The organism is Sorangium aterium (assembly GCF_028368935.1).
In the GTDB taxonomy this organism is placed as follows: domain Bacteria; phylum Myxococcota_A; class Polyangia; order Polyangiales; family Polyangiaceae; genus Sorangium; species Sorangium atrum.
In genome coordinates, this window is the sequence record NZ_JAQNDK010000005.1 from 1,008,705 (window position 1) to 1,035,282 (window position 26,578).

Genomic DNA, 26,578 nt, shown 5'->3' on the forward strand with positions numbered 1-26,578 from the left:
CCTTTGCACGTTGCTCCAGGAATGCGGTCCGCCAGCGCTCTTCATTCCGCGCGAGTACATCAGGTGCTGGCAGTCGCTTGATCGGGATCATTTCCCCTCTCCGTGCAGCGTCTGCAGCCGCTCTTCGATATCGATGTACGAGAAGTACTCGGGGTTCTTGTCCTTGAGCTGCTTCTCGATCTCGCTCCGTCGGACGGAGCCCCCGGCCTCGAAGGCGGCCTTCCTTTCCTCGAGCAGGCGCGAGATCTCCTCTCCAAACGGGTGCGTGCCGTCGAACGCGGGGGAGAGCAGGATCTCCTCCACCGGCTTGTTCGCGTAGAGGTCTGTGGCGTCATCGACCACGCAGGTCTTCCGCTCCCGGTCGTAGCGACAGACGAACACCCGGGCGCCTGGGACCGAGCCGACAATGAAGGGGGAGTGCGTCGTGGCGATGATCTGAAGATTCGGGAAGATGCTGAGCACGTCGCCCAGGAAGCGCTTCTGCCAGCGAGGATGCAGGTGGTTCTCGGCCTCGTCGATGAGCAGCAGTCCAGGCGTTTTGCAGAGCTCGGAGGCTTCCGTCTCGCGCAGGACGTGCACGGCGTACATCTTGCCGAGCAATCCGATCATGTGCTGGATGAGGTACGCGTTCCCGCTGCTCAGGTTGGAGAGCGGCACGAGCTGGCCGCTCTGCCGCACCATCGGCATGAAGGCGCGACGGTCCACGTGGCTCAACTCTCCGTCGAGCACGCTGAGCTCGACGATCCGGCGTATCGTTTCGTAGAGGACCTCACCGTCCCGGCGATCGCGAGGATCGTCGCTGCCGCGAAGGTAATCGAAAGTGCAAATGAGCTCGGTTACAGCGGCGTTGCGCTGGATGCCTTTGAGAGCATCTTTCAGGAACAGCTTGGGTTCCTGACGCGTGAGCTGGCTGATCGTGTAAGCATCGGCAGGAAGTGAAGAGCGCCAGAAATCCACCACCCAATCGGGGCACGGCTGCCCCGCTTCTACGGTGATGGGAAGGCGCACAACCTTCGTGTTGTGCGGGAGGAAGTCGAATGCTCCTCGTGGATTTTGTTTTTGGTTCGATAGAAATCTTTCCTGGAGTCCATCGATGAACAGGGTTGCTTCTATCTGGAACGGTGTCCCGTTTCGCCAGAGTGCGCGCTCAAGGCGTCCGTAGTGCGAGCCGAACAATCCCCGGATCGCATCAAGCAAAATCGTTTTCCCGGTCCCGTTCTCGCCGGTGATGATCGCCACTGGTACCGGGTCGTCGTGCGCCGACAGGAACTCTAGACGTGCCTCATCGAACGGACCGATGTTCTGGATGGACAGATCGAGCAGTCGCATGGGAGACCCATGTGCACCCTAGAACGCCGAACATGTTGAAAATCGTCTAATTCCGATAGGTTATGCAGCCTCCTGGATCAGCCGCTGGGCCGCCTCAAGATTCTGGATGGTTGCGGCGCGCCGGAGGTCGAACAGATTTCTCCTGGCGCCGATGTAGCGTGCGCTGTGTCCTTTCCGCGCCGCGATATGGGCGAGCGCATGCTCCACAGCTGTCCGCTGCCGGAGCACGGCGCGTCCTGGCCCGGTCTGCTGCAACTTCCGGAACTTGCCCTGCAGAGCTTCATCCTCGGCGATGGACACGGTCCGCCCTCGCCCCGAGGCAGCTTGCGTGCACTTGGCTCGGAGGGGGCACGCGCCACACTCCTCAGGGTCAAACTCGACCGTATCGCCCGGTTCGAACACCTCGATCTGTCCCGCTGGACACGTGATTGTCTTGGCGCGCAGGTTGATCTTGAAGTCGCGCTTGCTGAATAACTCGGGGCTGCGAGCCCGCTGCCCCCAAGGCTTCGAGAACACCTGGCCGCCAGCGCGGATCACGTCGTCAACGACGGAACTGTGGACGTAGGCGCGATCGATGTGCAGCTCGACGAGGCGCAGCCGCTGATGCTGGACGTCCTCGGCGATCGGAGCGGCCCCCTCTTCTTCAGGCCGATTCGCTGGCGTAACCGCGCAGGCGACAATCACGGGAAGGTCAAGGTCGCGTGCGATGTGCTCCTTATAGCCGTCGAAGCGCTTCGAGCGGCTCTTGCGGCCGTGGCGCATCTCGGCGTCTTCAATGGATACACGGCGGTCAGGCGCAACGCCTTGCCGGATGCGAACGGTCCCATCGTCGGCCGTTTCCAGGTCCTGGTCTCGAACCTGTGTGACCGCCTCCAGATAGGTGCGAAGCGGCTGCTCGACGACGACGTCCATGTGGCGGTCGACCCACTGCTGCAGCGACGAGACCTGCCGCTCCAGGATCTGAATCGCCGCCGCCTTCTGTTTCGGGTCGCTCCAGTCCAGGTCGAGCCCGGCCTTGATGCTGGGAGCCAGCAGCAGCGGGATGCCCGCCTTGCGGCAGATCTCCTCGGGCGGACGCTCGGTGATCTTCGACACGACGCGGACGATGCTGCGGGCAGCGTGGCCGAGCAGGTTGATCGTGTCCTCAACCCGCCCGGCCCCCGCTAAAGGGCGGCTATCGATGGCCACGCGCAGCGCTTTGGACACCGCACGCCTCTCGCCCTCCGTTATCGCGCCGGACCGAACAAGCGCCACGGTCCGCTCCAGCAGCATCCGGTCCATCTCGTGCGCGACCATCCGCTCTCGGAACGCCTGCAGCGCGCCCTGCGAAAACGGCGGCGTCGCCGCACCCAGGCAGCCGAGCACCATCTGCCAGCGCAGGTCGACGACGGACAACTCCACCGCCTCGGCATCCGATGCGCCGACGTAGCCTTGGAGCAGCGTGACCATGCACATCAGCGCCGGTGGATGCGGCGCCTCACCGGCCCCCGTCGTCCGGTACATGCCCTCCAGCTGCTCCTGGAACGTCTCATCGAACAGCTCGTGCCGGTGCTGCCTGAGAAAGCCGAACAGTGCTCTCACGCGCGTCAGCCGCTTCATCAGCGCCTGCTCTTGCCGCGACAGCTCCACCGGCGGCAACCATCGTTCCATCCGTGCACCTCCGGACGCGGACGAGATCATGGCCCGACGAGACCGTCGAGCCTTGCATCGAAACGACCGGAATTATCACAAAATCAACCTGATCGGTCCTCTAGCACTCCTCCCGGCGCATCGGACAGCTCTAGCGGTCCGCGTCGCCGAGTACGACGCCGAAGAGCTCAGTGCACCGAGGCCGCTCGACGGCCTGGCAGGCAGGGGTACCGAGCGGTAACTCGATGGGCAGGGCTCGCCGCCCTGCTGGAGGCTAGAGGGCAGAGGCGCGAGCGGCGCTGCTCCCTGCCATAGGCTTCGGAGCGCCGCCCGCCAGCGGCAGCCTCGGCGCACACCGCCCCGGCGAGGGCTGGGGGCGCCCCCTCGCCGATCGCGCGCTTGCGCTCGAACCCGGAAATCGGGTAGCCCGGTAGCTCACGGCGCGGGGTGTAAGTGGGCATGGTGCAAGGGTAATCGCCGTGGATCTCGACGCCTTCCCCGGGGCCGCCGCCCGCCGCCCGCTGCTCGCCGCGGCGCTCGTGCTCGCCCTCGGAGTCGTCCACGGCGTCCCGGGCGCACGCGAAGCCGCCGCCGCAGAGCCGCTCGCCTGGGTGGCCCCCAACAGCGCGCGGGTCGTGCCGTGGAGCACCGGCCCGCAGCAGGGCACCCTCGCTCCGGACGAGGCGCGAGCCACGCCCGTCGCAGCCGACCCCACCGAGCCCGTCGCGCTCGCCGCGGGGCAGCTGCTCCTCGTGCCCGTGGAGCCCGGCGACCGGCTGGAGCTGCGCGGCGACGTCGCAGGGATCGGCCTCGGCTCCGGCGTCGGGAGCGCGCCCGACGTGATCACCTGGATGCCGCTGCCTCCCCTCAGGGCCGGCGCGCGCGACGTCGCGGTGCCGACGTGGTCGAGCGCGCGCTTCGTCGTCGTGCGCGCGGCCGCCGCGCGCGGCGCCGGGAGCACGCCGGTCGCGGTCCGGGTCGCCGCACGGGAGAGCGCGCCGCTGGCCTGGTACCGCCTCGACGAGGACGTCGCCGCATGGCTCGGCGGCCGCGCGCCCGCGCCGGCCACCGCGCCGGGCGAGGCGGGCGCGCTGCTCCGCTGGGTCGACGCCGCACGCGCGGCGCTCGCCGCCCCGGCCGCGGCGGGCGCGCCCTCCGCGCGCCTCGACCCGGCCGCCGTGCGCGTCGATGCGGCCGCCGTGCGCGTCGATGCGGCCGCCGTGCGCGTCGATGCGGCCGCCGCGCGCCTCGACCCTGCCGCGGCCGCATGGCTCACCGCGCGCTATCTCGAGGAGTCGCTTCTGCTCCGGCCGCTCGTCGAGCCGTACTTCGCGGCGCGCGACGTCGAGCCGCGCGGAGGCCGCGAAAGCCCCGATCTCCCGGCCGTCGAGCGCGCCACGCCATGGCGCTCGCTCAGCGCCGGGGCGCGGCTGGAGCTCCGCGCGCCCGGCGCGGACGTGCTGCGTATCGCCCTCCGGGCGCGCGCCTACGGGACCACGCGCGTCGTGGTGCGCGCCGGCGGCGCCGTCGTCCGGGAGCTCGTCGTTCGCACCGGGTCGCGCCTCGCGGACGCCGTGCGCTGGAGCGAGCCGCGCTGGATCCGGGTGCCGCTGCCGGTCGATGCGCGCGCGGTGACCGTCGACGTCGTCGAGGGGGAGGTCGCCGTCGCCGCCAGCGGCTACCAGCAACGCGCCGGCGTAGCCGAGCTCCTCGCGCCGCAGCGCGAGCGCGCCGCCCTGCTCGATCGCGCGGCGCGGCGCGATCTGGCCGGCGGCGGCGATCGCGCGCCGGTCCACGCCGAGGCGCCGCGGCTCCTCGCCGCCGCAGACCGGGCCTTCGCGCCGGCCGCCGCGAAGGCCGCGCTCGACCTCGCCGCGCGGCCGGCCGTGCCGCCGCCGCTCCGGGCGCTCGTCCTCGCGGAGTCGGTGCGGTGGGCGCCCTCCTCCGGCGCGGCGTTCGCGCGCGCGGCGCAAGCCTACACGGCCGCGCAGGCCTCTGCCGGGGCGCAAGGCGATGCGGCGGCGCAGGGCCGCGCGGCGGCGGGCGCCACGTCGCTTCAGCGCGCCATCCTCGCGCGGCTCGCCGCGGCGCACGCGGAACCGGGCGCCGCGGATGCGCCCTGGTCCGGGCCCGCTGGGCCCGGGGTAGGGGCGCCGCGCGATCGCGGCGGAGGCCGCGCGCACCCGGACGACATCGCGGCCGTGTCCGCGCTGGGCGCGGCGATGTCGCCGCCGCGCGACGGCCGCCGGCCAGCGGGGGCGCCGCTCGCGGAGCGCTATGCGCTCGGCCATGGCGACGTCGAGAGCGCGGCGCCGCTCGCGCGCACCGCGTGGGCGCGCGAGGCCCCGTGGGACGCGCTCGACATCCCCGATGGCGTGGCCGCGTGGAGCTCGATCGCGCAGCCGCGAGACGCGCTGCCGCCCGCGGGAGGCGGCACGTCGGCACGCGCCGCCGCGGACGGCTTCTGCGAGGTGGACGCGCAGTCCGGGCTTCGCTGGACGGTCCTCGACGCCGAGCGGGCGCAGATCGACGTCGAGGCGCCGCCGGGGGCCCATGCGCGGGTGCTCCTGCGGAGCGCCTCGAACCAGGTGGTCCCCGAGTCGTCGGTGCTCATCGACGGCACGCCGGCCGCGGTGCATGGCGGCGCCGGGCTCACGTCGGTCGTCGCCGTGGCGCCCGGGGCGCGCACCTTCCAGCGGCCCGCGGGCGCTCCGCCGGCGCTCGCGCGCATCCCGCGCAGCGGGCGCGCTCCGTGCGCGTCGCTGCGCGAGATCGTGCAGTGGGCCTGGGTCGACGGCGCAGCGACCTTCGCGCTCCCCGACCCGGAGCGCGCCACGGTGGCCCGCGTCGTCATCGCGCCGCCCGCCGTGATGGGCGAGGCGGCGCTGGCGTCCGGAGCGCATGGCGCCGCTGCGTCGGCGCCCGGAGCGCAGGGCGCCGCAGCACCGGCGCCTGGAGCCGCTGCGTCGGTGCCCGGAGCGCATGGCGCCGCAGCGATGGCGCCTGGAGCGCAAGGCCCATCGCCCCCGGCGGACGGCCCCGCGCGCGTGCTCCGCGTGCGCGCAGGCGCCGCCGTCCACGAGGCCTGGGTGCGCGCCGGCGCCACGGGCTCGATCGAGGTCCCGGTCCCCGCCGGCGCGCGCGAGCTGCGCGTCGAGACCGACGCGCCGGCGCTCCTCCGCGCCTCGGTGCGCCTGCACCCCGCCGGGCCCGGCGCGCCGCGCGCCGTCACGCCGGTGCGCCCGCCGGACGGCGCGCCCGTCGACGGCACGCTCGAGCAGATCCGGGGCGCCACGCGCGCCCTCCGCGCCGCGCCCTCGCCTGCCCACGCGGCGCTCCACGCGCAGCGGGCCGCGGCGCTCGACGCCCTCGGCTTCCCGGCGCTCGCCGCGCTCGACCGCCCCGCCGAGGAGGATCCCTGGGGCGCCGCGCACCTGCCCGGCGCGTCGACCGCGGGCGCGCCGCCGAGCACGGTCTTCTCCCTGCCGCCGGGCAGCCCGGTGGCGGTCCCGCTCGGCCTGCCCGCGCGCGTGCCGCCGCTCCCGCTGCCCGACGACCGGGCGCCCCTCGCGGCCGCGCGCGGCGCGAGCGCCAATGGCGACCCGCGGCGCGGCGTCGCGCTGCTCGCGGGCCCGGCAGGCGACAGCTCGGGCGCGGACGCGCTGCTGCTCGGCCTCCTCGCCGAGCGCTCCAGCGAGGTGCAGCTGGCCGCCGACGCCTTCACCCGGATCGGGCTCGCCCACCGGTCCGCCGCGGCGCTCTCCCGGGCCGCGAACCTGGCGACCGACGTGGCTTCCGCCGCCCCGACGCCCGATCGACGGCTCACGCTGCGCGCCCTCGTGCTCGCCGAGCTCGCCGTGCAGGAGGCCGCCCGCGAGGCCTCCGCAGGTCAGCAGAGCGCCGCGCCTGCGGCCTCGGGGAACGCCGCGCAGGGCCTGGCCTTCGCTCCTCCCGCCGGCACCACGCCGGGCGCGTCGTCGCCGCCTGTCCAGCTCCCGCCGGCCGCCCTCGCGCGGCTGGCCCCGGTGACCGGCTGGGCCGTGCCGCCGCGCGCCGACGCCACGGCCGGCACGGCGACGCTCGAGATCCGGGCCAGGGCCGATCGCGATCTGCCGCTCCGCGTGCGGGTGCGGCGCGCGCTCGTCGACGCGCCGGAGGCGTCGCTCCTCATCACCGACGGCGCGCGCGCCGAGTTCCGGCTCGACCGCGCCGCGCCGGGCGCGATCGTTCTCGACGGCGTCTGCCGGGCGCTCGATCGCGAGGAGACCCCCTGCGTGTTCTCGATCGCGCTCGACGGCGAGCCTGTCGCGTGCTCCGCGGCGCCCGCGCCGACGGCGGACCGCTGCGTCGTGCAGGTGCCGCGGGGCAGCCACCGCATCGAGGCGCGGCCTCCGGCGGACCGGAGCGTCCTCGGCTGGATCCGCGCGACCGCGGCCGGCGCGGCGCAGCCCTTCTCGGGCCGCGTCCTGTCGACATGGAACGACATCGACCCCGCGCGCCCGCTGGAGCTCGCGTTCGTCGGCCCGACCGTTGTGCGCATCCGCGCCCGCGCCGCCTACGAGTGCGCGTCGCCCCGCGCGCGCGCCGCGCCCACGGACGGCGGGGATCCGGCCTGCCATCCCGAGGTCGCCGCGGCCACGCCCTCCGGCCAGCTGCGCTTCTCGGTGGCGCCGCTCGACGGTGCCGGCGGCGAGGCCGACGGCGGCGCGGTGGAGGAGGGCTCCCTCGCGCTCGACGCCTCCGAGGACCGCGCCGCGCGCCGCTTGGGCGTCACGCGCGAGCCGTTCTTCTGGCTCGGCGGCGAGGTCGAGTCGCGCGTCGCCGTCCTCCCCGAGGGCCCGCACGTGCTGCGCGTCGCCTCGCCCGGCGGCAGGGCGCTGCTCCGCGTCGAGCTCGCCGTCGCGCGCGGCGCGCCCCGCCCCCGCGTGCCGCCGCCCGCTCCGCCGCCCGCGCCCGCGCCGCTCGCGCCCGCGGACGAGCTGCTCCGTCCGGCGCCCCCGGTGGGGGAGGACCCGGACCCGGGGCCGCTCTCCGTCGGCGGCTACGCGCGCCTCGTCGACAGTGAGCTCACCGAGGAGGACTTCCGTCTTCCGGTCCGCTTCCTCGAGCTCGGCCTCGACGTGCACCGCGAGCTGATCGAGCGGCGCGCCTGGATCGCGGCCGCGGGGTTCGGCCGCCTGCGCGACGGGCCGGAGAGCTTCGGCGCGGAGGCGCGCTTCGACCTGAGCTCGAGCGGCTGGGTTCCCGGCGGTTCGCTGAGCGGCCGCGTGGTGTTCCAGCCGGACGCCAGCGACGCCATGGGCGCCAGGGCGAGCGCGACCGCGTTCTGGTCCATCCCGCTCGGCGAGCTCACGCTCTCGCCGTGGGCGGGCTTCACGTGGCTCGCGGTCGACGAGTCGCTGCGGGGCTTCACCGGCGCCGACAAGGACGTCTACACGTCCTACGGCGCCAAGCACGACACGCAGGCCTCGCTCGGGGCGCGCCTGCGGTACCGGCCGTTCGTCGACGCGCTCGTCACGGCGGGCACGTCGCTGCGCCTGAGCCCGGTGCCGTCGGCGCTCGACCGCATCGACGCGACGCTCGACCTCGACCTGCTCCCCGGCCGGGGGCTGTGGCCGTGGATCCAGCTCGGCTGGCTCGCGAGCTACCGGCCGGTGAACGAGGCGCGCGACGAGGCCTTCCTGCGCGACGCGTTCACCGCGGGGCTCACGTTCTGGAGCTGGCTCGCGCGCGGGCACCGCGTCTCGCTCGGCGCGGAAGGGACGTTCCTGTTCGACGTCCCGAGCCCAGCCGAGACCTCGCCGCGCGTCTCGGGGTTGGCCTTCCTCCGCTACGACTACACAGCCCGCCGCGGTCTCCGCGACTTCCCGACGGCGTCGACGCCGTTCCGCGAGCGGCAGGAGGAGGGGAGCGGGCGCATCGAGCGGGCGCGGCCGGCCGTCGAGCCCTCCTGGGAAGAGCCGTGAAGTTGGCTGCCCGGTTGGCTCCGGCGCGCGCCGCGGAGGAGCCGAGCCAGCAAGCGCCGAGCGCGAGAGCCTGGGCGTGTCCGCACGGGCACCAGCGCAAGGCGCGCCTGGGACGCCGCCCTCACCACAAGCCGATGTCTGTCTGGAGGATACCGCCGATGCCGTTTCCGTCGCCCGGGGCGCGCGCCCTCTCGCCGGACGACGCGTGCGCCGCGCCGGTGTTCCCATCGGACTCGGACTCTTGATCGGAACACGACTCCGCATCGACCCAGCTCGCAAGGTCAACGGGCTCCCAGCGCTGGTTCCGCCTGTCAGGAATCCCGCCAGCACATCCGCATGTTTCCGATCATAGTCTCCCGAGATCCCAGTGGTTCCCTACTGGGATAGGTTCTTCGCGGAGACGACCTCGGACCGTTCTTCTGCACGACCTTCGTGGTCCGGTAGTCGAAGGGGAGCTCAGCCGCAGTCCTGGCACCATGCGGGGCCGGATGTGGATCGGCGCGGCGCGCTTGTCCCGTCACCTCGGCTGCTCCCACATCTAGCTTCATGGCGCGGGCCTTCATCGGCGCCACCTCCGGAGCTTCAGGGCGCCTCCCGGGCGAGCCTGAGCCGCGACGCCGCGCTGTGCGGGTTCGTCCCGCGCCGCTTCGCGTACTGCACGAGCGACTCCGGGCTGTCGATCGCGAGCAGGATCTCGTGGTGCTCCGGCCGGAGCTCTGCGAGGTCTCGTCGAGCGTCATGTCCGGCGCCTGCGGCGCGGGCGATGCGGGTGTAGGCGGCCACCACGATCCGCAGGTTTCGGATGAGTGCTGGCGAGAGATTGTCGAAAAGGTAGCGGGCAGGCGATCAATAGGCGGAAGAGAGCAGGCCCACGTCCGAGGGAATCAGTCAGTCTCCTGATGGCGCTGCTGAATGACTCCTGATTTCTTGAGGGTGATGGAACGAGGAGCCCGAGTGTCCGCTGTGTCAAAGACCGCCGCGCAGGAGCGCGCGCCGTTCGATGTCGTGGCCGCGCCTCAGGGAGCTCGCTCGCCGAACCGGCGCTCGCCATCGCTCGCATGGCGCCCTAAGCTACCATGGGGCCAGCGTGATGGACTGGAGTTCCGGGACATCTTCCGAGATTCACCGCTGCCGGCAATTTGTGATCTCCAGGCACGCGATGAACGGCAGGACGGTCGTGCGGAAGAGCGTCCTTCCAGGCCCGTTTTCGCTGCGCGCAACCGAGCTGCTGCGCGGCGAATACGGCGTCCTTCTGGCCCTCGACGTTCCCGGGGTCGTGCGTCCGCTCCGATGGGAGGACCAGGAGGAGACGCCGGCGCTCGTGTTGGAGGATGCGGGCCCTGAGGACCTCAAGCAGCGGCTCGACGCGGGCCCCCTGCGCGTCGACGCCTTTCTCGATATCGCTTCCGAGCTCGCGGACATCTGTGCCCGTCTTCACGCCAGGAACGTCGTCCACCGAGCGATCGCGCCGTCTCGCGTGGTGCTCGGCCCGGGCGGGAGGGTCACGCTGATCCACTTCGTCGAGACGTCGGCGCGCACGAGCCTCGCCGGGGCGTTCGATCTCGATCAGACCCGCAAGCTCTCGTGGATCTCGCCGGAGCAGACGGGACGAATGAACCGATTTGTCGACTGGCGCTCGGACCTCTACTCTCTTGGAGCGACGTTCTATGCGGCGCTCACCGGCGCCCCCCCCTTCCGCTCCTCGGATCCGCTGGAGCTCGCGCATGCGCACATCGCGCGAATGCCGGTGCCCGCGTCGATCGTGAATCCGCACGTCCCGCCGCTGCTCGCCGATCTCGTGCAGAAGCTCCTCGCCAAGATGCCGGAGCAGCGATACCAGAGCGCCGAAGCTCTCTCCGCCGACCTCCAGCAGGCGCGGCGGCAATGGCTCGCGTCCCGCACGATCGAGCCGTTCGAGCTGGGCCGGCTCGACCTGGGCAAGGAACTGCCGCTGCCGAAGCGCCTGTATGGCCGCGAGCGCGAGCTCGCCGTGCTGCGAGACGCCGTCGCCCGCGTCTCGACCGACGGGACCGAGCTCATGCTGGTAGCGGGAGATGCTGGCATCGGCAAGACCGCCCTCGTCGAGGCGGTGCGCGACGCGGTGCTCGCGCGAGGCGGCTGGTTCGCCTCGGGGAAATTCGACCTGCGCGCGGCGAACGTGCCCTATGCATCGGTATCGGAGGCGCTCCGCGCCCTCACGCGCGCGGTCCTCTCCGAGTCCGAGCCCGATGCGTCTCGGGCGCAGGAGCTCCGGCGCCTCCGGGAGGTCGTCGGAGCAAACGGACGCGTGCTCGCAGATCTCGTCCCGGAGCTCCGGGACGCCATCGGTGATCTGCCTGAGGTGCCCGGGCTCGATCCCATGGAGACGGAGAACCGCTTCCACCTCTCACTACAGGCCTTCGTGCGCGCCGTAGCCGCGCGCCGGCCCCTCGTGCTCTTCCTCGACGACCTGCAATGGACGGACGCGGCCTCGCTCCGGGTCCTGCGCGCCCTCGTCATGGACGCCGAGAGCAGACGCGTGCTCCTGCTCGGCGCGTTCCGCCCGCGGGACGTCGGCCCCGATCACCCCCTCGCGCGCGCGCTGGACGAGATCCGGAGGGTAGGCGCTGTCATCACGCGTCTGGACCTCGGCCCGCTCGGCATCGACGCGCTCGTCGCGCTCCTCGCCGACCTCCTCCGCTGCGAGCCCGATCGCGCGAGGCCGCTCGCAGCGCTGGTCCTCGCGAAGACCGGGGGCAATCCGTTCTTCGTCAGAGCGCTGCTTCGCTCGCTGCACCGCGACGGCCTGCTTGCCGTCGACAGCGCGCGAGGGACGTGGACCTGGAACGTGCGCCGGATCGAGCGGGTCGGAATTACCGAGAACGTGATCGAGCTGACGACGACGGCCATCCGCAGGTTGTCCGAAGAGGCGCAACAGCTCCTCCAGCTCGCGGCGTGTGTCGGCAAGCAGGTGGACCTGCGAACCCTCGCGACCCTCTGGGGCAAGTCAATCGACGAGACGAGCGCCTCGCTGGACGAGGCGCTGCGCGAGGGGCTGCTCGTCCCCGAGGACGAGCACGGGTCGAAAGCTGCGGGGCTCCGCGCCCGGTTCGTCCACGATCGCGTCCAGCAAGCCGCCTACGCGCTTCTGTCCGAGGGGCGGCAGAAGAAGCTCCACTTGCGGATCGGACGCAGCTTCTTGGAGCTCTTTCGGGGCGACGAGCTCGAAGAGAGGCTGTTCGACGTCGCCGACCAGCTCGACCTGGGCCGAGACCTGCTCGCGGGCGTCGAGCGGATCGAGCTCGCGAGCTTGAACCACCGCGCCGGGATCAAGGCGCGGCGCGCTGCGGCCTTTGGGCCCGCGCTCGCGTACTTTCGGACCGGGCTCGGATTGCTGTCGGACGGCGCGTGGCACTCGCACTACGAGCTTTGCTTCTCCCTCCACCGCGCCGCGGCCGAATGCGCCTCGCTGACGGGCGACCATGCGCTGTGCAGGGCGCTCGTCGAGGAGGGGCTGGGCCATGCCGCCTCCCTGCTCGACGAGGTGGGCCTCCAGGAGATCCGCATCGCGAGCGCGACGACCACGGGCGAATACAAGACAGCGCTCGAGTGGGGGCGGGCGGCTCTGCAAGCGCTGGGCCTCGAGCTGCCGCGGGAGGATCTCGGCCGCGCCGTGGAATCGGAGCGGGAGGCCATCCGGGCCCTGCTCGGGGATCGCTCCCCGGCGGTGCTCCTCGGCGCTCCGCACGTGAAGAGCGCCGAGGAAGACGCCCCCGTGCGGCTCATGTCGGCCATGCTGCAGGCCGCCTGGTTCGCTGATCGCGATCTCTTCGTGCTGGTCGCGGCCAGGGGGGTCCGCTACGCGCTCGAGCGCGGCCAGGCCGCCTATTCCACGGCGTACGCCTGCTATGCCATGTTCCTGGCCGCCGTCGGGGAATTTGCGGAGGCCGAGGCGTTCAGCCGCGTCGCCCTGGAGTTGGCCGAGAGATCAGGGGACGCCGCGCGGCAGGTCGAGGCCTCCCACTGCCACAACGCGTTCGTCCGTCCTTGGCTGCAGCCTTTCGCCTCCTGCGTGACCGCGTGCTACCACGACTTCACGCTGGGGCGGCAATCGGGCCAGTTCCGCATGGCCGCCTATGCCGGCAGGGCGATGGCCGTCTATTCGTTTGCAGCGGGGGTGGAGCTCGACCGAGTGCTGGCCGAGCTGGACGACGGTCTGTCGTTCTGCCGGAGGGCCGGCAATCAGGGGATCGCGCTCTGCCATCTCGCGTATCGGCAGGCGATTCGCTGCCTGAGGGGCATGACGCACGGATGCAACCTCTTCGACGACGACGAGTTCAACGAGGCGACGTTCCTCGCGTCTGCCTCGAACGAGCCGACGGTGTCGTGCCTGTACAGCATCCTCCGCCTCGAGACCTCGTACCTGTTCGGCGCGCTCGGGGAGGCTCGGCGGTGGTCCGATGCGGCGCTCATCCACCTCGACCTTCTGGGCGGTTTTGGCCCCGTGGCCGAGTATGTGCTGTTCACCGCGCTTACCCTGCTCTCGCTCCATGACAGGGCCACGGCTCCGGAGCGGATCGAGCTCTTGACCCGCGCGGCCGGCTTGCAGGATCAGATGCGGCGGTGGGAAGAGGGCTGCGTCGAGAACTTCCGCCACAAACGCCTCATCGTGGACGCGGAGATCGCCCGCGTGGAGGGGCGTTTCCTCGATTCCGCCCAGCTCTACGATCGGGCCATCGAGGAGGCGGCAAGGGCGGGATTTCTGCAATATGCGGCGCTGGCGAGCGAGCTCGGTGGGCGCCTGCTTCGCGCGTTTGGCCGGGGCCGCGTCGCGGACGCCATGTATCTGCGCCCGGCTGTGCAGGGCTGGGCGCGGTGGGGAGCTCTGAAAAAGGCGCGCGCGCTCGAGCACGAGTGCGTCCTCGACGGGGGGATCGCGGTATCCAGCGTTGCCGTCGAGCCCTCCCGCGGGGAGATGCTCGACGCGCTCAGCCTGCTCAAGGCGGCAGAGGCCATCACGAGCGAGATCGCGCTCGAGCGTCTGCTCGGAAAGCTGATGGAGACATGCATCCAGACCGCGGGCGCCGAGCGGGGCGTGCTCGTCTTCGAGGAAGAGGGCGCGCCCTTCGTCCGGGCGAGCGGCCGAGCGGCCGAGCCGGTATCCATCGAGCGGACGCCGCTCGAAGGCGCGCGGCAGGTTCCGCGGGCGATCATCGAGCACGTGCGCAGGACCCGGAAGGTCGTCGTGCTGGACGACGCATCCATGGACGGAACGCTCGCGTCGGACCCCTACCTGGCGGATGGAAGCATGAAGTCGCTCCTCGTGCTCCCCATCCAGCGGAAGGAGTCGCTGCTCGGCACCTTCCTCTTCGAAAACGACCTGACGACCCACGCCTTCACGAACGAGCGCGTACGGGTGCTGGAGGTCTTGTCGACCCAGATCGCGATTGCGATCGAGAACAGCCTCCTCTTCGAGAAGCTCAAGGTGGAGGTCGACGAGCGGACGCGCGCGGAGCAGGCCTTGCGCTTCCTGGCCAGCGCGAGCGAGGTGCTCGCTGCGTCGCTCGACTACCCGACGACCCTGCGGAGCCTCGCGTCGCTCGTCGTTCCCACGCTCGCCGCGTGGTGCATCATCGACGTGGTCGAGGAGGACGGACAGATCCGACGCGTGGCCGCGAAGCACGCCGACCCCGCGAAGGAAATGGCGCTCCGCGCGCTGCAGGAGCGGTATCCGCCCGACTGGACCTCACCCCAGATATCGACCGGCGTGCTTGCATCCGGCGCGCCGGTCGTGCTGCCGGAGCTCACGGACGCCGACGTGCGATCCCATTCCCGAGACGACGAGCACGCCCGGCTTTTCCGCGAGATCGGGGCGCACAGCGCCATGGCCGTGCCGCTGATCGCTCGGGGAAAGACGTTGGGGGCCATCACCATGGGCACCGCGGCCCCGACACGCTCGTACGGGCCTTCGGATCTGGCCGTTGCCGAGGAGCTGGCGCGTCGAGCCGCGATGGCAGTCGACAACGCCCGTCTCTATCGCGACGCCCAGGAGGGGGTGCGCGTCCGCGAGGAGTTCATCACCATCGCCTCCCACGAGCTGAGAACCCCGATCACCACGATGAGGCTCGCCATTCAGGGGCTCCTGCGCCGGAAGCGCGAGCCCGCGCCCGAGGAGCAGATCACGCGAGGCTTGCGGACCCTCGAGAGGCAGATCGCGCGGCTCCTGCGCCTCATCGACGAGCTGCTCGACGTCTCCCGGATCCATGCCGGCCGGATCCCTCTCCACCTCGAGCAGGTCGACCTCGCCGCGGTCGTGCGCGAGGCCGTCGAGCAGTGCCGCGAGCGCATAGAGCAGTCCGGCTCGTCGCTCCACGTGCATGCCGAGGCGCCCGTCGTCGGGACGTGGGATCGACTCAGGCTGGAGCAGGTGATAACGAATCTGCTCGACAATGCCCTCAAGTTCGGCGCCTGCGAGCCCATCTCCATCACAGTTGCACGGAGGGACGGCATGGCACAGCTCACGGTGGAGGACCGTGGCATCGGGATCCCGCCCGCGCGGCTCGCCCGCGTGTTCGAGCGCTTCGAGCGCGCAGTGTCGACGCGCAACTACGGAGGATTCGGGCTCGGCCTCTACATCGTTCGAAGGATCGTGGAGGCGCTCGGCGGCGCGGTTCGCGTCGACAGCACGCTGGGCGCGGGATCGAGGTTCACAGTCGAGCTGCCCTGCGCGGGACCGCCCGCGATCACGCTTGACAGACAGTGAAGGCCGTCCACCAAGATGCACCACTCTGGGCGCTCTACCTGAGGGGATCTGGAAGCTGAGCTTCGCCATCTTCGCGCCGGTCTGGCGGAAACGCAGCTTGCGCAGCGCCTCGACGATGCACGGCCGCCGTGGCCGGAAATGCTATCGAGCTCGCGCTCGAGACCTCGACGCTGCCGCGACCGAGCTCGCGCGCCTCCTCTGAGGCCGGCGCAGAGGAGCCCGCTCCGGCCCCGCGTACAGACCTGCATATGTCCTTAGGACACCCGGCAACCGCCGCGCTCGCCCAGCTCCTCGTGGCCCCTAGACACGGCAGCCGTGCTCCTTGACCACCGCACCTGCGCCACTGCCGAGGGCGGATGCCGAGCTCACACCCCGTCGCCGGAGAGGCCTGCGGGCGCCGGCGCGCTGAAAGCTTCGGCCGCGAATCCAGGCCAGCGGCCGGCTCGATCATCGGCATGCGCTTGCTCACCTCCCCGGTGCTGGCAGCAGACCGAGCCACCGTGGTTGCGTCGCTCGCCGGCGCCCTAAGCCGTGCCGCCGCCCTCGAGGCTCGTGGCCGGGCCGGCCGGGTTGGCGGGGCCCGCGCCCTCGCGCCGGCCGCCGGCGCCGCCCCGCCCCCCGCCTTGGGGTGAGCCGCCCGCCCCGCCCGCGCCCGGGTCGGGCAGCGTGCCGCCGACGAGCGTGACGTCGGTCGTCAGCTCGGCCACGACGAACGGCGCCGCCTTGCCGGTCGCCCCGTACCCCGCAGCGGGGGGCGCGTTGGCCCGGCAAGGCGGGGTGGCGGCGCCGAGCCACATTCCGCTGTCACTGCATATGGTCGCAAATTTCTGAATCAAAGTCGGCTCGCGACGGAGCACGCGCTCGATCTCCTCTTGCACGACGCCGACTCGCGCGTTAGATACTGAACCACATGGTTCAGTATTCGAGTGTCCGCCTCGATGCTTCCTTCGCCGCGCTTTCCGACGCGACCCGGCGCGGCGTTCTGGAGCAGCTCGGACGAGCCGACGCTTCGATCACGGACCTCGCCGAGAAGTTTCACATGACCCTCACGGGCATGAAGAAGCACGTCGGCGTCCTCGAGCGGGCCGGGCTCGTCACCACCGAGAAGGTCGGCCGCGTGCGTACCTGCAAGCTCGGCCCGCGCCAGCTCGACGAAGAGACGGCGTGGATCGAGAGGTACCGCCAGCTCTGGGCCGCACGCTTCGACGAGCTGGACAAGGTCATCGAGGAGCTGAAACGAAAGGAGAACGTCGATGGACGCAAGTAAAGAGAGTGAGCCCCAATTGACGAGCAATCGCACGACGGTGGAACCGAAGTCCGATCGCGAGATCGTCGTCACACGGACCTTCGATGCCCCGGCGCGCATCGTGTTCCAGGCGTGGACCACGCCGGAGCTGTTCAGGCGGTGGTGGATACCGAAGTCGATGCCCGTGCCTCTACTTTCCTACGAAGCGGATATTCGCGCCGGCGGCAGCTACCGCCTGGTCTTTGGTCACGATGCCGCGCAGCCGATGGCGTTCTTCGGCACGTACCTCGAAGTGACACCGCATTCGCGCATCGTGTGGACGAACGACGAAGCGGGCGACGATGGCGCCGTCACGACCGTGACCCTCGAGGAAAAAGGCGGCAAGACGCTGCAGGTGCTGCACGAGCTCTATCGATCGAAGCAAGCGCGCGACGCCGCCCTGGCCTCGGGCGCGTACAGCGGGATGGGCGAGACGTTCGAGCAGCTCGATGAGCTTCTCGTCACGCTTGGTACGACGGCGCGATCGTCCTGAAGCCATCGCGCGGGAGGGGCGCCGGGGAGCGCGACGAGCGCGGTCCTCCTCGGCGCTGCGCAGTGCGTCTTCTCCGGTCTTCCACACCCGGAGCGAGCCCTCTCGGATTTGATGGCAAGTTCTGAGAGGGGGCTTGGTCTTTGGTCCTTCAGTCCCTCAGCAAACCTGCTCGGAACCGAACGACTCTCCCTCCATCTCGACCCGAGGTGGACATCACCGTGGACGACGTCGACCGGGAGAAGGCGTACGTCGCGCAGATCGTCGACGATCTCGGCTACGACCTGCGGTACGTCTCGGCGGGGAACGAGCCGGACAACAAGTCGCGCAACGGCAACTGGCCCTACCTCGGCGCGGCGACGGGCACCGACGACGAGAAGCGGGCCGCCGCGCTCGCGAGCTACGCCAGCCGATACCTGACTTACCGGCAAGCCATCGACCCGCTCCAGCCCGGCCTCACCTACGCCTTCGCCGAGGTCGCCAACGTGGAGTACCTCGACGACCTGCTCGCCGAGCATGATTGTTCCTGGAAGCCGCCTGGCCGGGGAGCGGCGGACGCGAACCAGCGCTCGAGCGCGTCCACCAACCCCTCGACGTCTCCCACGTCGCCGGCCCAAGCAATGCACCCGTCGGGCCGGATCAGCATCGACGGACCTGCGTCGGCCGGTAAGCAGCGCACCCGCGTGAACCCGGCGGCGAGACCGGCCGCTTGCCCGTCAGGAGACGCGTCGAGCACTATGCCTTCGCCTTCCGCCATCTCCGCGAACAGCGATGTTCGAGCGTCGGCGCGGCCGACCGGCCGATCGCCGGTGAGGCGTCCGACCAGGTCTCGCTCCGCGCCGAGGTCGTAGCGCGTGGCCAGACCGCTCGTCAGTCCGTCGAGATGGCCATTCACGGCGTCGATCTCCATCAGCTTCGCGAAGATCTGCCGCATTGCGCTCGACTGCGGGTCGGACCGCGTGAGCGCGACCTGGGCGAGCGTGTTGGCCAGCACGGCCTCGGCCACGGGCCGCCGCTCGGACGTGTAGCTGTCGAGCAGGCTGTCCGGCTTGTCGCCGCGAACGACGGCGGCGAGCTTCCAGCCGAGGTTGGCCGCGTCGACCAGCCCAAGGCTCAGCCCCTGGCCGCCCAAAGGCGAATGGATGTGCGCCGCATCACCCGCGAGCAGGACGCGATCCCGGCGGTACGTGTCGACCAGACGTGCGCTGTCCGTGAAGCGATTCGCCTGCTCCATCGCCGTCACGCGGACATCCGCGCCGCTGATTCGGCGCAGCACGCCTTCGATCTCCTCGCGCGTGACGGGCGCATTGCGATCAGCCAGCGGACCGCTGAAGTCGTGCATCGCAAGCCAGCGAGGCCGAGGTCCGTTCATGACGACGCCCTCCGGCGTGCGGGTCGACCCGCGCGGCAGGCGCTCGGGGTGGTCGAGGTCGAGCACGGCCTGGTACATGAATTGGCTCGGCGGCGTACCGGGGAAGGCAAAACCGGCCAACTTGCGGATCGAACTGCGCCCTCCGTCACATCCGACAAGCCAGGCGCAGCGCGCATGCTCCGGCCCGTCCGGGGAAGCCCAGTGGAGCGCGACGCCATCGTCATGCTGGTCCAAGCCCGTGACCTCGCACCCGCGCCGTACCTCGATGTCGAGCGCGGCCGCCCGCGCGCCCAGGATCGCCTCCACGCCCTGCTGGTTCACCCAGAGCATGCGCCGTTCGGGCTCGCCCACTGCTTCTGATCGGAGAGGGAGAAGGGCGAAATGCCCCCTGGACCTGTGTGCCTGCGCCCGCCTCTCTACGCCCACCGGTCCCATGGCCGCGAAGTGGCGATCCTCCGCCCCGGCGAGCGCTGGGCCCATGCTCCGGCGCTGGAGCGCCTCCACGCCGAGCGGTCCGACTGCAGTCCCCTTCAGGGCGACGCTCGGCGCAGTGAGCCGCTCGAGCACCATCACACCGGCGCCGCCCAGCTTGAGCTCGATCGCGAGCAGGAGCCCGACCGGCCCGGCGCCTACAACCACGACATCGACTTGCTCGTCCATCGGCCATGAATCCATCGAGTACTACGTACAAACATCGATCAGCTATCGGGACACAGAAGGCACTGAGAATATGTGAGTCTGCCCAGCTATCCGTCGATTGGTCAGCCGAAGCCGCCGAGGGCGGCTCGTTGTCCGGGCCAGGACGGCGCGCGGCGCGTCCACGCGGGGGCCCACGCTCTTCATCGCCGGCGCTCACTCGCCAGGGAAGAGCTCCTCGGCGGTCATGTACTTCGCCCCGAGCGCTTGCGCGAACTCCCGGTCGCTTTCCATATCACCGACCATAACCAGGTGCTCGCGCGCGAGCTTGTGGCGCTGGATCAGCGATATCCCGAGCCCCGGCAGGGGCTTGCGACAGAAGCAGCCGACCGGAAACGCCGGGTGCGGACAGTACACGACCTCGGCCACGGGCAGGCCGAGGAGCTCGATCGTCCGTGAGAACGCGGCCAGGACAGCCTCTTCGGTCACCGATCCTTTCGAGATGCCGCTCTGGTTTGACACGAAGAAGAGCGTGTATCCGTCGTTGACCCAGCGCTCCAGGGCCGCGCGCCGACCGGGCAGGAGCTCGACGTCGTCGGGGTCGCGCGGGTAGATTTCGCCGCTCTTTGTCGTTCGCAGCGTACCGTCTACGTCGAGGAGCAGGCCCTTGCCCGTGAAGAGCGGATCAACGCGTCGGGCAAACGGGATCTCCTCGACCACCGAGAAGCCCTCATCCACGTGCGGCGCCTCGAAATTCGCAGCCCACCGCGAGAGCGCCTGCGGTGGCGGCAGGTTGGGATCCTCTTTGCCGAGCGCTTTCATGTCCTCCGGCCCGAGCAGCTTGCCGTAGCGATCGAGGACGCGGAGGACGACGTTCGCGTAGGCCTCGTTGATGGGCGTGGCCAGGTACCGGCACCGGACCGGCACGCGGTGCGCGTGCGCCATCCGGATCACCGCATAGCGCGACGCGCGCGTGCCGTACGTATTGTCGAGGACCACCCGCGTTTGCCCCGAGGAGAGCAGCTCTCCGAGCTTCTTGACCACGCCGTCGAGCGTGCCGCCGAGCTCATCGCGGTTCAGGCGCGCGTACCCTCTGGCCGTGTAGCGGGCGACCTCCGACGATTTGCCTGCCCCTTGAATTCCCATGACCACGACCACCTCGGGCGCATCGCCGGGGCCTTCTCCGGGCTCGAGCTTGCGCAGGCCGGCGGGGATCACGGGGGGCGCGACCGAGGCCAGCACATCGGCCGTGGGCGCAAAGCTGGTCTTCGAGAGGTCGGCTCGATCGCGCGCGCCAAAGGGGACCCGGAGCGCGCGCAAGCAGGACTGGACGCTCTCCCGCTTGGTCGCCCCGAACAGGGGAAGGACTGGGGGGCCGAGATCGAGCAGGGCCGCGAGGGCCGCCTCCTGGGACGTGATGGTGTGCCGCGCGGCGATGGGCTTGATCGCGCGGTTCTTGAGGAGGCTATCGACCTTGGCGTGACCGCCGAGCGGCCGGTGGGCGAGGAACGGGATGCCCATTTGCTTGGCGAGCTCGAGGAGGCCTCGGGCTGCGCTGCCACGATCGAGAACGCTCAGCTCCTCCTGGATGGCCCGCACCGGAAAGTGCCGCAGGGCCTGGTGGACCTCTGCGATGGATGTGTTGCTGAGGCCGAGGTGCTCGATGAGGCCCTCTTTCTGGAGCTCGGCCAGAGCGGCGAGGCTGTCTTCGAGGGGCGTCTTGGGGTCGGTCACGTGGAGGAGGAGCATGAAAATCCGCGAGACGCCGAGCGCCTTCAGGCTGCCCTCGACCGTGCGGCGCAGGTGGTCCCGGCTGCCGTTCGGGACCCATCGCCCTTTGGGTCGGGTGAGGCCGGCCTTGGTGATGACGCGCACGTCGTCGCGCGGGCCGGACCACGCGTCGAGCGCCTTGCGGACGAGGCGCTCTCCATAGTGGGCCTCGCGGTCGGTGAGGCAGTAAGAATCGGCGGTGTCGAGGAGGCGTATGCCTTGATCGAGGGCAACGTGGATGACGGCGGTCGCGTCCTCTTCGGAGGGGCGCCCCTCCGTGGCCAGCCGGAGCAGGCCGAGGCCGAGAGGAACGTCGAGGGGGCCTAGGACACCGTAGGGCGAGGGGGCGGGAGTCACGGAGATGATGACGTAGCCAGGTCAGCGGCTCGATGCAAGCGCTAGCGCTGATGTTGTGAGGTTGCAGGGGCTCGGCGGCGTGCGCAGCGAGCAGCCCTCGACGGGCCCGCGCTGCGCGCCGCGATGGCCGATATCGTGGCGCTCGTGCTCGCCTGTAAGCTCGCAGCGCCTGCGTGGCAGACGTCTCCGCTGGCGCGTGTGAGCGGCGCTTTTACGCGCGGACCGAGGCGCGCGGGGTGAAGGGTCGTAATCATCTGCGCCGATGATCTCGTGGAATCGCTCCTCCTCAGAGATGGCCAGGGCGGGGATCTCTCGTCGATGTTCGATAGGGCCTGTTTTCCTGCGTCGGACGACGGTGGCTGCCCCTCGGACGAGGACGTCGCCAGGTCATCCCGCCTTTGGGATCGCGCGCTCGGCATTCCGGAGCTTCTCGCCTCCGGATCGTCATGTCGCCCTGAAACTCCGGGGTAAGCGGCGGATCGCGACGGTTCGCCCCCGCGGAATCGTAGCAGCTCATCCATGCATCCAGGGGCCCGCGCTCACGCCACGGCCTGCGGCCCGTAGAGCAGGTGCGACGAGGATCCGCGCGAGCGCGTCGGCGAGGACGTCCTCCGGCGCCGCCCTCGCCGTCCGCGCGCGGAAGGCGATGAAGCCGTCAGGCCGAACGAGGACGGCGCCGTCGCGCCCTATCCCGTATGCGCCGCCGAGCGCGCCGCTCGGATCCTCCACGTCGCCGCCGACGCGGTGCGAGGAGAGCGGGATCCCCGTCCGGCGCGCGAGCGTGCGCGCCGCCTCGCACCACGCGTCGCCGCCCTCGGCCGCCAGCAGCACGAAGCCGCGCCCGAAGAGATCGAGCGTCGAGATGCGCGCGCCCTGCCGCGAGAGCCACACGTGCGGCGCGCGCGTGCCCGGGCGCCCCCGGAGATCTGTCGCGCCCGGGCCGGGAGGCGCGCCCGGCTCGAGGATCACAGCCTCCGAGGCGTAGCCGTACCCGACCACGAAGTACGGGAAGGCGCGCCGCATGGTCCAGAGCATCGCGAGCCCGGACCTGCCGGTCATGAGCCCGCGCTCGTCGTTCATGTCCCCCGCGATGTCGGCGACGGCGCGCGCGACGGGCCGCCGCTCGACGTCGTACGTGTCGAGCAGCCCTTCGCCCGCGCGCCCCGCGAGCACGGCCGCGAGCTTCCACGCGAGGTTGTGCGCGTCCTGGATGCCCGTGTTCGCGCCGAAGCCGCCCCACGGCGGCATCACGTGGGCCGCGTCGCCCGCGAGGAAGACGCGCCCGTGGCGGAACCCGTCGGCGACGCGCACGGCGGACTGCCAGGGCATCACGCCCTTGAGCTCCACCGCGAGATCCGGGATGCCCGTGGCGCGGCGGATGATCTCCTCGCAGCGCTCGCGCCCGAAGTCTTCGGCGCGCTCGCCCTTCTCGGGATCGAACGGGACGTGGAGGACCCAGAGATCGGTGTTGTTGACCGACGCGAAGAGCCCACGGAGATCGCCGTCCTCGACGAGGCACATGCTGAACTCTCGCCCGCGTACGAGCTCGGTGAGATCAGCGCGAAAATAGAGGTTGAGCTGGTGGGTGAGGACGCCGCGGCCGCTCTGGCCGACGCCGAGGGAGGTCCGCACCGGGCTCCGCGCGCCGTCGGCCGCGATCACGTAGTCGGCGCGAGCTCGCCGCCGCGCCCCGCTCCCTCGATCCAGGAGGGTCGCCGTCACGCCCTCGGCGTCCTGCGCGAGCTCGACGAGCTCGGTCGAGAAGCGCGCGTCGACGCCGCGCGCCCTGGCCGCATCGAGGAGCACGGGCTCCAGGTGGTCCTGCGTGACCCGGCAGGGCGAGGTCGGGCTCTTGGGCGATCCTTCGCCGCGCATCATCCGCTCGCGGAGCCAGCGGATGACGAGCCCGTTCGAGCGGCGCGACGCCATCACCTCGGAGAGCGACCGCCCCTTGTAGACGCCCATGCTCGGCGCGATCGCCTCTCCGGCCTCTCGCGCCGCGGCCTCGAGCCCGAGCCCGCGGAGGAGCTCCATCGTCCGCCCGCTCACGCCGCGCGCGCGGGGGTGGATGCTCGTCCCGGCGTGGCGCTCGACGAGCAGGGAAGGCACGCCGTGCTGCGCGAGGAAGAGCGACGCGGACAGGCCCACGACGCCGCCGCCCACGATGAGCACCTTCACCCGCTCCACCTCGTCACCGTCGATTTGCGTCATTTGCGTCATGAGCCTCGCCTCCGGCTGGTACATACTGAGAGTAGATCCAAATTTGTAGTGAGTGCAAATTTTATGTCACAGCAATCTTCAAGAGACCGCAAGATCCCGGCGACCAAGCGCGCCCCGGCGCAGACGCGCGCCGAGCCGGAGGCGCCCCCGCCGCCGGCCGGCCTGCGCGAGCGGAAGAAGCAGGCGACGCGGCTCGCGATCTCGGACGTCGCCACGCGCCTCTTCATCGAGCGCGGCTTCGATCGCGTGACCGTCGCCGAGGTGGCGGAGGCCGCGGGCGTCTCGGTGAACACGATCTTCAACTACTTCGCGACGAAGGAGGATCTCTTCTTCGATCGCGGCGAGGAGGTCGGAGGAGAGCCCGCGCGCATGGTCCGAGCGCGCCGCCCGGGCGAGCCCGTGCTCGCGGCGCTCGAGCGGGGCCTGCGCGAGAAGGGGGCGACGTCGGCCTACGAGGGCGCGAGGGTCCTGCCGTTCCTCGCCACCATCGAGGCGAGCCCTGCGCTCAAGGCGCGCGAGCGCGCGCTCTTCGACCGCAGCGAGGAGCTCCTCGCGGACGCGCTGCGCGAGGCGGTGGGCGCGCCCGGCGACGACCCCGCTCCCCGGATCATCGCGGCGCTCATCACGGCGCTCGAGTGGACGATCATCCGAGAGCACCGCGCGCGGCTGCTCCGCGGCGAGCCCGACAAGAAGATCCGCGCCGCGCTCGGCCGCATGGCCAAGCGCGGCTTCGCCCTGCTCCGCGACGGCGTGGGCTCCTTTGGCGCGTAGCAAGCGTGAGCCGGCGCGCGCAGGCCCGCCGCACGCCGGTGAAGAGCCGTGAGCCCCCCAGGCCCTGTCAAGCGACAGTAGTTCTTCCTGACGCTCTACCCGCCACGCCAGCGGCCCACGATACCCGGCGCACTGGACCCCCTTCTGTCTCACGGCAGCGTGAGCGAATGGCCATGTCGGCCATCGAAGATGCAAGGTGGGCCCCACGAGGGGACGTGGGAAAGGTCTTGAAGGCCGTCGAGCAGAAGGCCCGCGGGATCACCCGCTGGGCTACATGTCCGAGAATTCGATCTTTTCGAGCTCGAGGAGCAGCGCGAGGTTCGCGGGATCGGTGCGGGACGGCGCGAAGCCGATCCACCGGAGGCCGCTGGCCCTCGCCCTCTCCCATGTCGCGCGGCATGCCGCGAACCAGTCACGAACGAACTCGTCCTGGCTATCTCGGAACCCTTCCGGCCGGTACATCATGGATCGATAGGACAGGAGCATCATCATCTTGTCAAACGTGGACAGCTCGACGTCGCGCGGCTTCTCATCCGACCAGACCAGCATCCCCTTGGTCAGCTCGTAGCCCACCCTCGCGTCCGGATCCTCTGTCAGCGCCTCGATCTTCGCCCGGTCGGCGGGCGGGAACAGATCGTTCGAGTCGGTGCCGAACAAGTCGTTCATTCGACGAGCGTATACAGGTGTCCATGCCGCGTCCAGGAGCCGCGCGTGGTCCGCTGAGCGGCATCGATGGCGCTCATCCCTCTGCGAGCGCGAGGGGCCGCTGGGCGATGACGTTCACGAGGTAGTCGCGCAGGGCCGTCACTTTGCGCGGCACGTGCTGAGACCTCCTTCAGAAGGCGAGCGCTGCGGCGCGAGACGGCTGCTGAGGCCGATTGCCCCGGGTCATTGGCCGGCAGGCGGCTGCCAGAGCTCCACCTTGTTTCCTTCTGGATCGATGACCCAGGCAAACTTCCCGTACTCGGAATCGTCAATCTTCTCGAGGACGTTGCAGCCTTCTTCGCGCAAGACCTTGACGAGGGCGTGGAGATCCTCGACCCGGTAATTGACCATGAACGTCGCAGCGCCGGGCGCAAACTGGTCGCTTTGCGCCGGAGCAATGGACCAGACGGTCGTTCCAGCGACCGGCTTGCCTTCACCGTCGGTCCAGGTAAAGGCCGTGCCACCCCATTCTTGGACATCGATCCCGAGGTGCCGCTTGTACCAAGCCTGCAGCGCCGGAGCGTCTTTGGCCTTGAAGAAGATGCCGCCAATTCCAGTGACTCGCTTCATAGAACCTCCGAGGACGGGTGGTGGAGGGAGACTGTGTTTCTGCGACCTGACGCCTGAGTCGAGCCGCGCCGCGAAGCGGTGTCGGCTCGAACGATCTGTTGGCTATCGCACCATGGGTTGGCGGATGATGGTCTTCCACTTGGCCGGATCGGCGCGACGTATGTCGCTCAGATACACCTCGTGGTGCTTTCCTGCAAGCGCCGATCGCGCACCAATGAAATCATGGACTCGCTGAATGGTCGGCCCTTCTTCAGTGAAGGGGCCAATGTGAAGTATCTGAGCGCATGATCCTTCGGTGAAGCTCTCCAGCCTGAGCGCGTCCACCGCGGGGAGCGCCTTCTTTCGCCTCACTTCCGCCACGGCCGCGTGGATCATCGCCTCCTCCACGAAATGAGGCTGCATGATCATCATCGTCCATTTCCACCTCGACCTGTCGTTGGAGGTGAAGACGGACATGTCGTCCGACCACCAGAGGCCTTCGAGAGGCATGACCGCATAGTCGATTCCTTGCGCCCCCTTCTTCATCATGAACTTCGTCGTGTAGGCAACGGAGAACAGCGCCGCCACTGCCTCGGCATACTGCTGTGAAGTGTTGGGGTCGCCCTCTCCGTCGATCATGAGGAACTGAAATGTCGGCACTTCGACGTGAACCACCTCCTTCGCGGATGCCTGGTAGAGATGTTTGAGCTCCCTCTTGAGATCAACTTTCGACACGAATGCACCTGAGGATTGCGAA

Annotated in this window: 15 protein-coding genes; 5 read left to right on the forward strand and 10 right to left on the reverse strand. The window is 70.5% G+C overall.

Annotated elements, in window-relative coordinates; translation table 11 throughout:
- Window positions 1–87: 87 nt before the first annotated feature.
- A complete protein-coding gene (locus tag POL72_RS42105) occupies window positions 88–1,329 on the reverse strand; it encodes an AAA family ATPase (RefSeq protein ID WP_272102517.1) in 1,242 nt (413 codons plus the stop codon).
- 60 nt (window positions 1,330–1,389) lie between these two features.
- Window positions 1,390–2,979, reverse strand: coding sequence for an IS1182 family transposase (locus POL72_RS42110; protein WP_272102518.1), 1,590 nt, complete (start codon window positions 2,977–2,979; stop codon window positions 1,390–1,392).
- Window positions 2,980–3,437: 458 nt separating this feature from the next.
- Here POL72_RS42110 and POL72_RS42115 point away from each other — a divergent pair, with 458 nt between their 5' ends.
- Complete coding sequence (locus POL72_RS42115; protein ID WP_272102519.1) at window positions 3,438–8,924, forward strand: hypothetical protein; 5,487 nt, start codon at window positions 3,438–3,440, stop codon at window positions 8,922–8,924.
- Window positions 8,925–9,506: 582 nt separating this feature from the next.
- Here the strand turns inward: POL72_RS42115 and POL72_RS51055 are convergent.
- Window positions 9,507–9,710 (reverse strand): hypothetical protein, encoded by a 204-nt coding sequence (locus POL72_RS51055; protein ID WP_307730682.1) that lies wholly within the window; start codon window positions 9,708–9,710, stop codon window positions 9,507–9,509.
- Between the two features lie 373 nt (window positions 9,711–10,083).
- On the opposite strand from POL72_RS51055, the gene POL72_RS42125 reads away from it, so the two are divergent.
- Window positions 10,084–15,666: an AAA family ATPase gene (locus POL72_RS42125; RefSeq protein ID WP_373372298.1), complete on the forward strand. Its 5,583-nt coding sequence runs from the start codon at window positions 10,084–10,086 to the stop codon at window positions 15,664–15,666.
- 524 nt (window positions 15,667–16,190) lie between these two features.
- On the opposite strand, the gene POL72_RS42130 is transcribed toward POL72_RS42125, so the two are convergent.
- Window positions 16,191–16,463: a hypothetical protein gene (locus tag POL72_RS42130; RefSeq protein WP_272102521.1), complete on the reverse strand. Its 273-nt coding sequence runs from the start codon at window positions 16,461–16,463 to the stop codon at window positions 16,191–16,193.
- Window positions 16,464–16,576: 113 nt separating this feature from the next.
- Here POL72_RS42130 and POL72_RS42135 point away from each other — a divergent pair, with 113 nt between their 5' ends.
- Window positions 16,577–16,933: an ArsR/SmtB family transcription factor gene (locus POL72_RS42135; RefSeq protein WP_272102523.1), complete on the forward strand. Its 357-nt coding sequence runs from the start codon at window positions 16,577–16,579 to the stop codon at window positions 16,931–16,933.
- On the forward strand, window positions 16,920–17,444 hold the full coding sequence (locus tag POL72_RS42140; RefSeq protein ID WP_272102524.1) for an SRPBCC family protein: 525 nt from the start codon (window positions 16,920–16,922) through the stop codon (window positions 17,442–17,444). The genes POL72_RS42135 and POL72_RS42140 overlap by 14 nt, the downstream gene beginning before the upstream one ends.
- A gap of 457 nt (window positions 17,445–17,901) precedes the next feature.
- Here POL72_RS42140 and POL72_RS42145 read toward each other — a convergent pair whose 3' ends face one another.
- The 3 genes from POL72_RS42145 to POL72_RS42155 all read right to left on the reverse strand — a co-directional run bounded on the left by POL72_RS42145 (window position 17,902) and on the right by POL72_RS42155 (window position 23,796).
- The gene (locus POL72_RS42145) at window positions 17,902–19,488 is read right to left on the reverse strand and encodes an FAD-dependent monooxygenase (RefSeq protein WP_307730683.1); all 1,587 of its coding nucleotides are present in this window, start codon (window positions 19,486–19,488) and stop codon (window positions 17,902–17,904) included.
- Between the two features lie 177 nt (window positions 19,489–19,665).
- Window positions 19,666–21,576 (reverse strand): aldo/keto reductase, encoded by a 1,911-nt coding sequence (locus POL72_RS51450; RefSeq protein WP_272102526.1) that lies wholly within the window; start codon window positions 21,574–21,576, stop codon window positions 19,666–19,668.
- 513 nt (window positions 21,577–22,089) lie between these two features.
- On the reverse strand, window positions 22,090–23,796 hold the full coding sequence (locus POL72_RS42155) for an FAD-dependent monooxygenase (protein WP_272102527.1): 1,707 nt from the start codon (window positions 23,794–23,796) through the stop codon (window positions 22,090–22,092).
- A 63-nt stretch (window positions 23,797–23,859) separates the two neighbouring features.
- Here POL72_RS42155 and POL72_RS42160 point away from each other — a divergent pair, with 63 nt between their 5' ends.
- On the forward strand, window positions 23,860–24,567 hold the full coding sequence (locus tag POL72_RS42160) for a TetR/AcrR family transcriptional regulator (RefSeq protein WP_272102528.1): 708 nt from the start codon (window positions 23,860–23,862) through the stop codon (window positions 24,565–24,567).
- Window positions 24,568–24,837: 270 nt separating this feature from the next.
- On the opposite strand, the gene POL72_RS42165 is transcribed toward POL72_RS42160, so the two are convergent.
- From POL72_RS42165 to POL72_RS42175, 3 genes are all read right to left on the reverse strand, one after another.
- Window positions 24,838–25,233, reverse strand: coding sequence for a hypothetical protein (locus POL72_RS42165; RefSeq protein ID WP_272102529.1), 396 nt, complete (start codon window positions 25,231–25,233; stop codon window positions 24,838–24,840).
- A gap of 222 nt (window positions 25,234–25,455) precedes the next feature.
- A complete protein-coding gene (locus tag POL72_RS42170; RefSeq protein ID WP_272102530.1) occupies window positions 25,456–25,842 on the reverse strand; it encodes a VOC family protein in 387 nt (128 codons plus the stop codon).
- Between the two features lie 102 nt (window positions 25,843–25,944).
- Complete coding sequence (locus POL72_RS42175; protein ID WP_272102531.1) at window positions 25,945–26,556, reverse strand: GyrI-like domain-containing protein; 612 nt, start codon at window positions 26,554–26,556, stop codon at window positions 25,945–25,947.
- Window positions 26,557–26,578 lie beyond the last annotated feature (22 nt).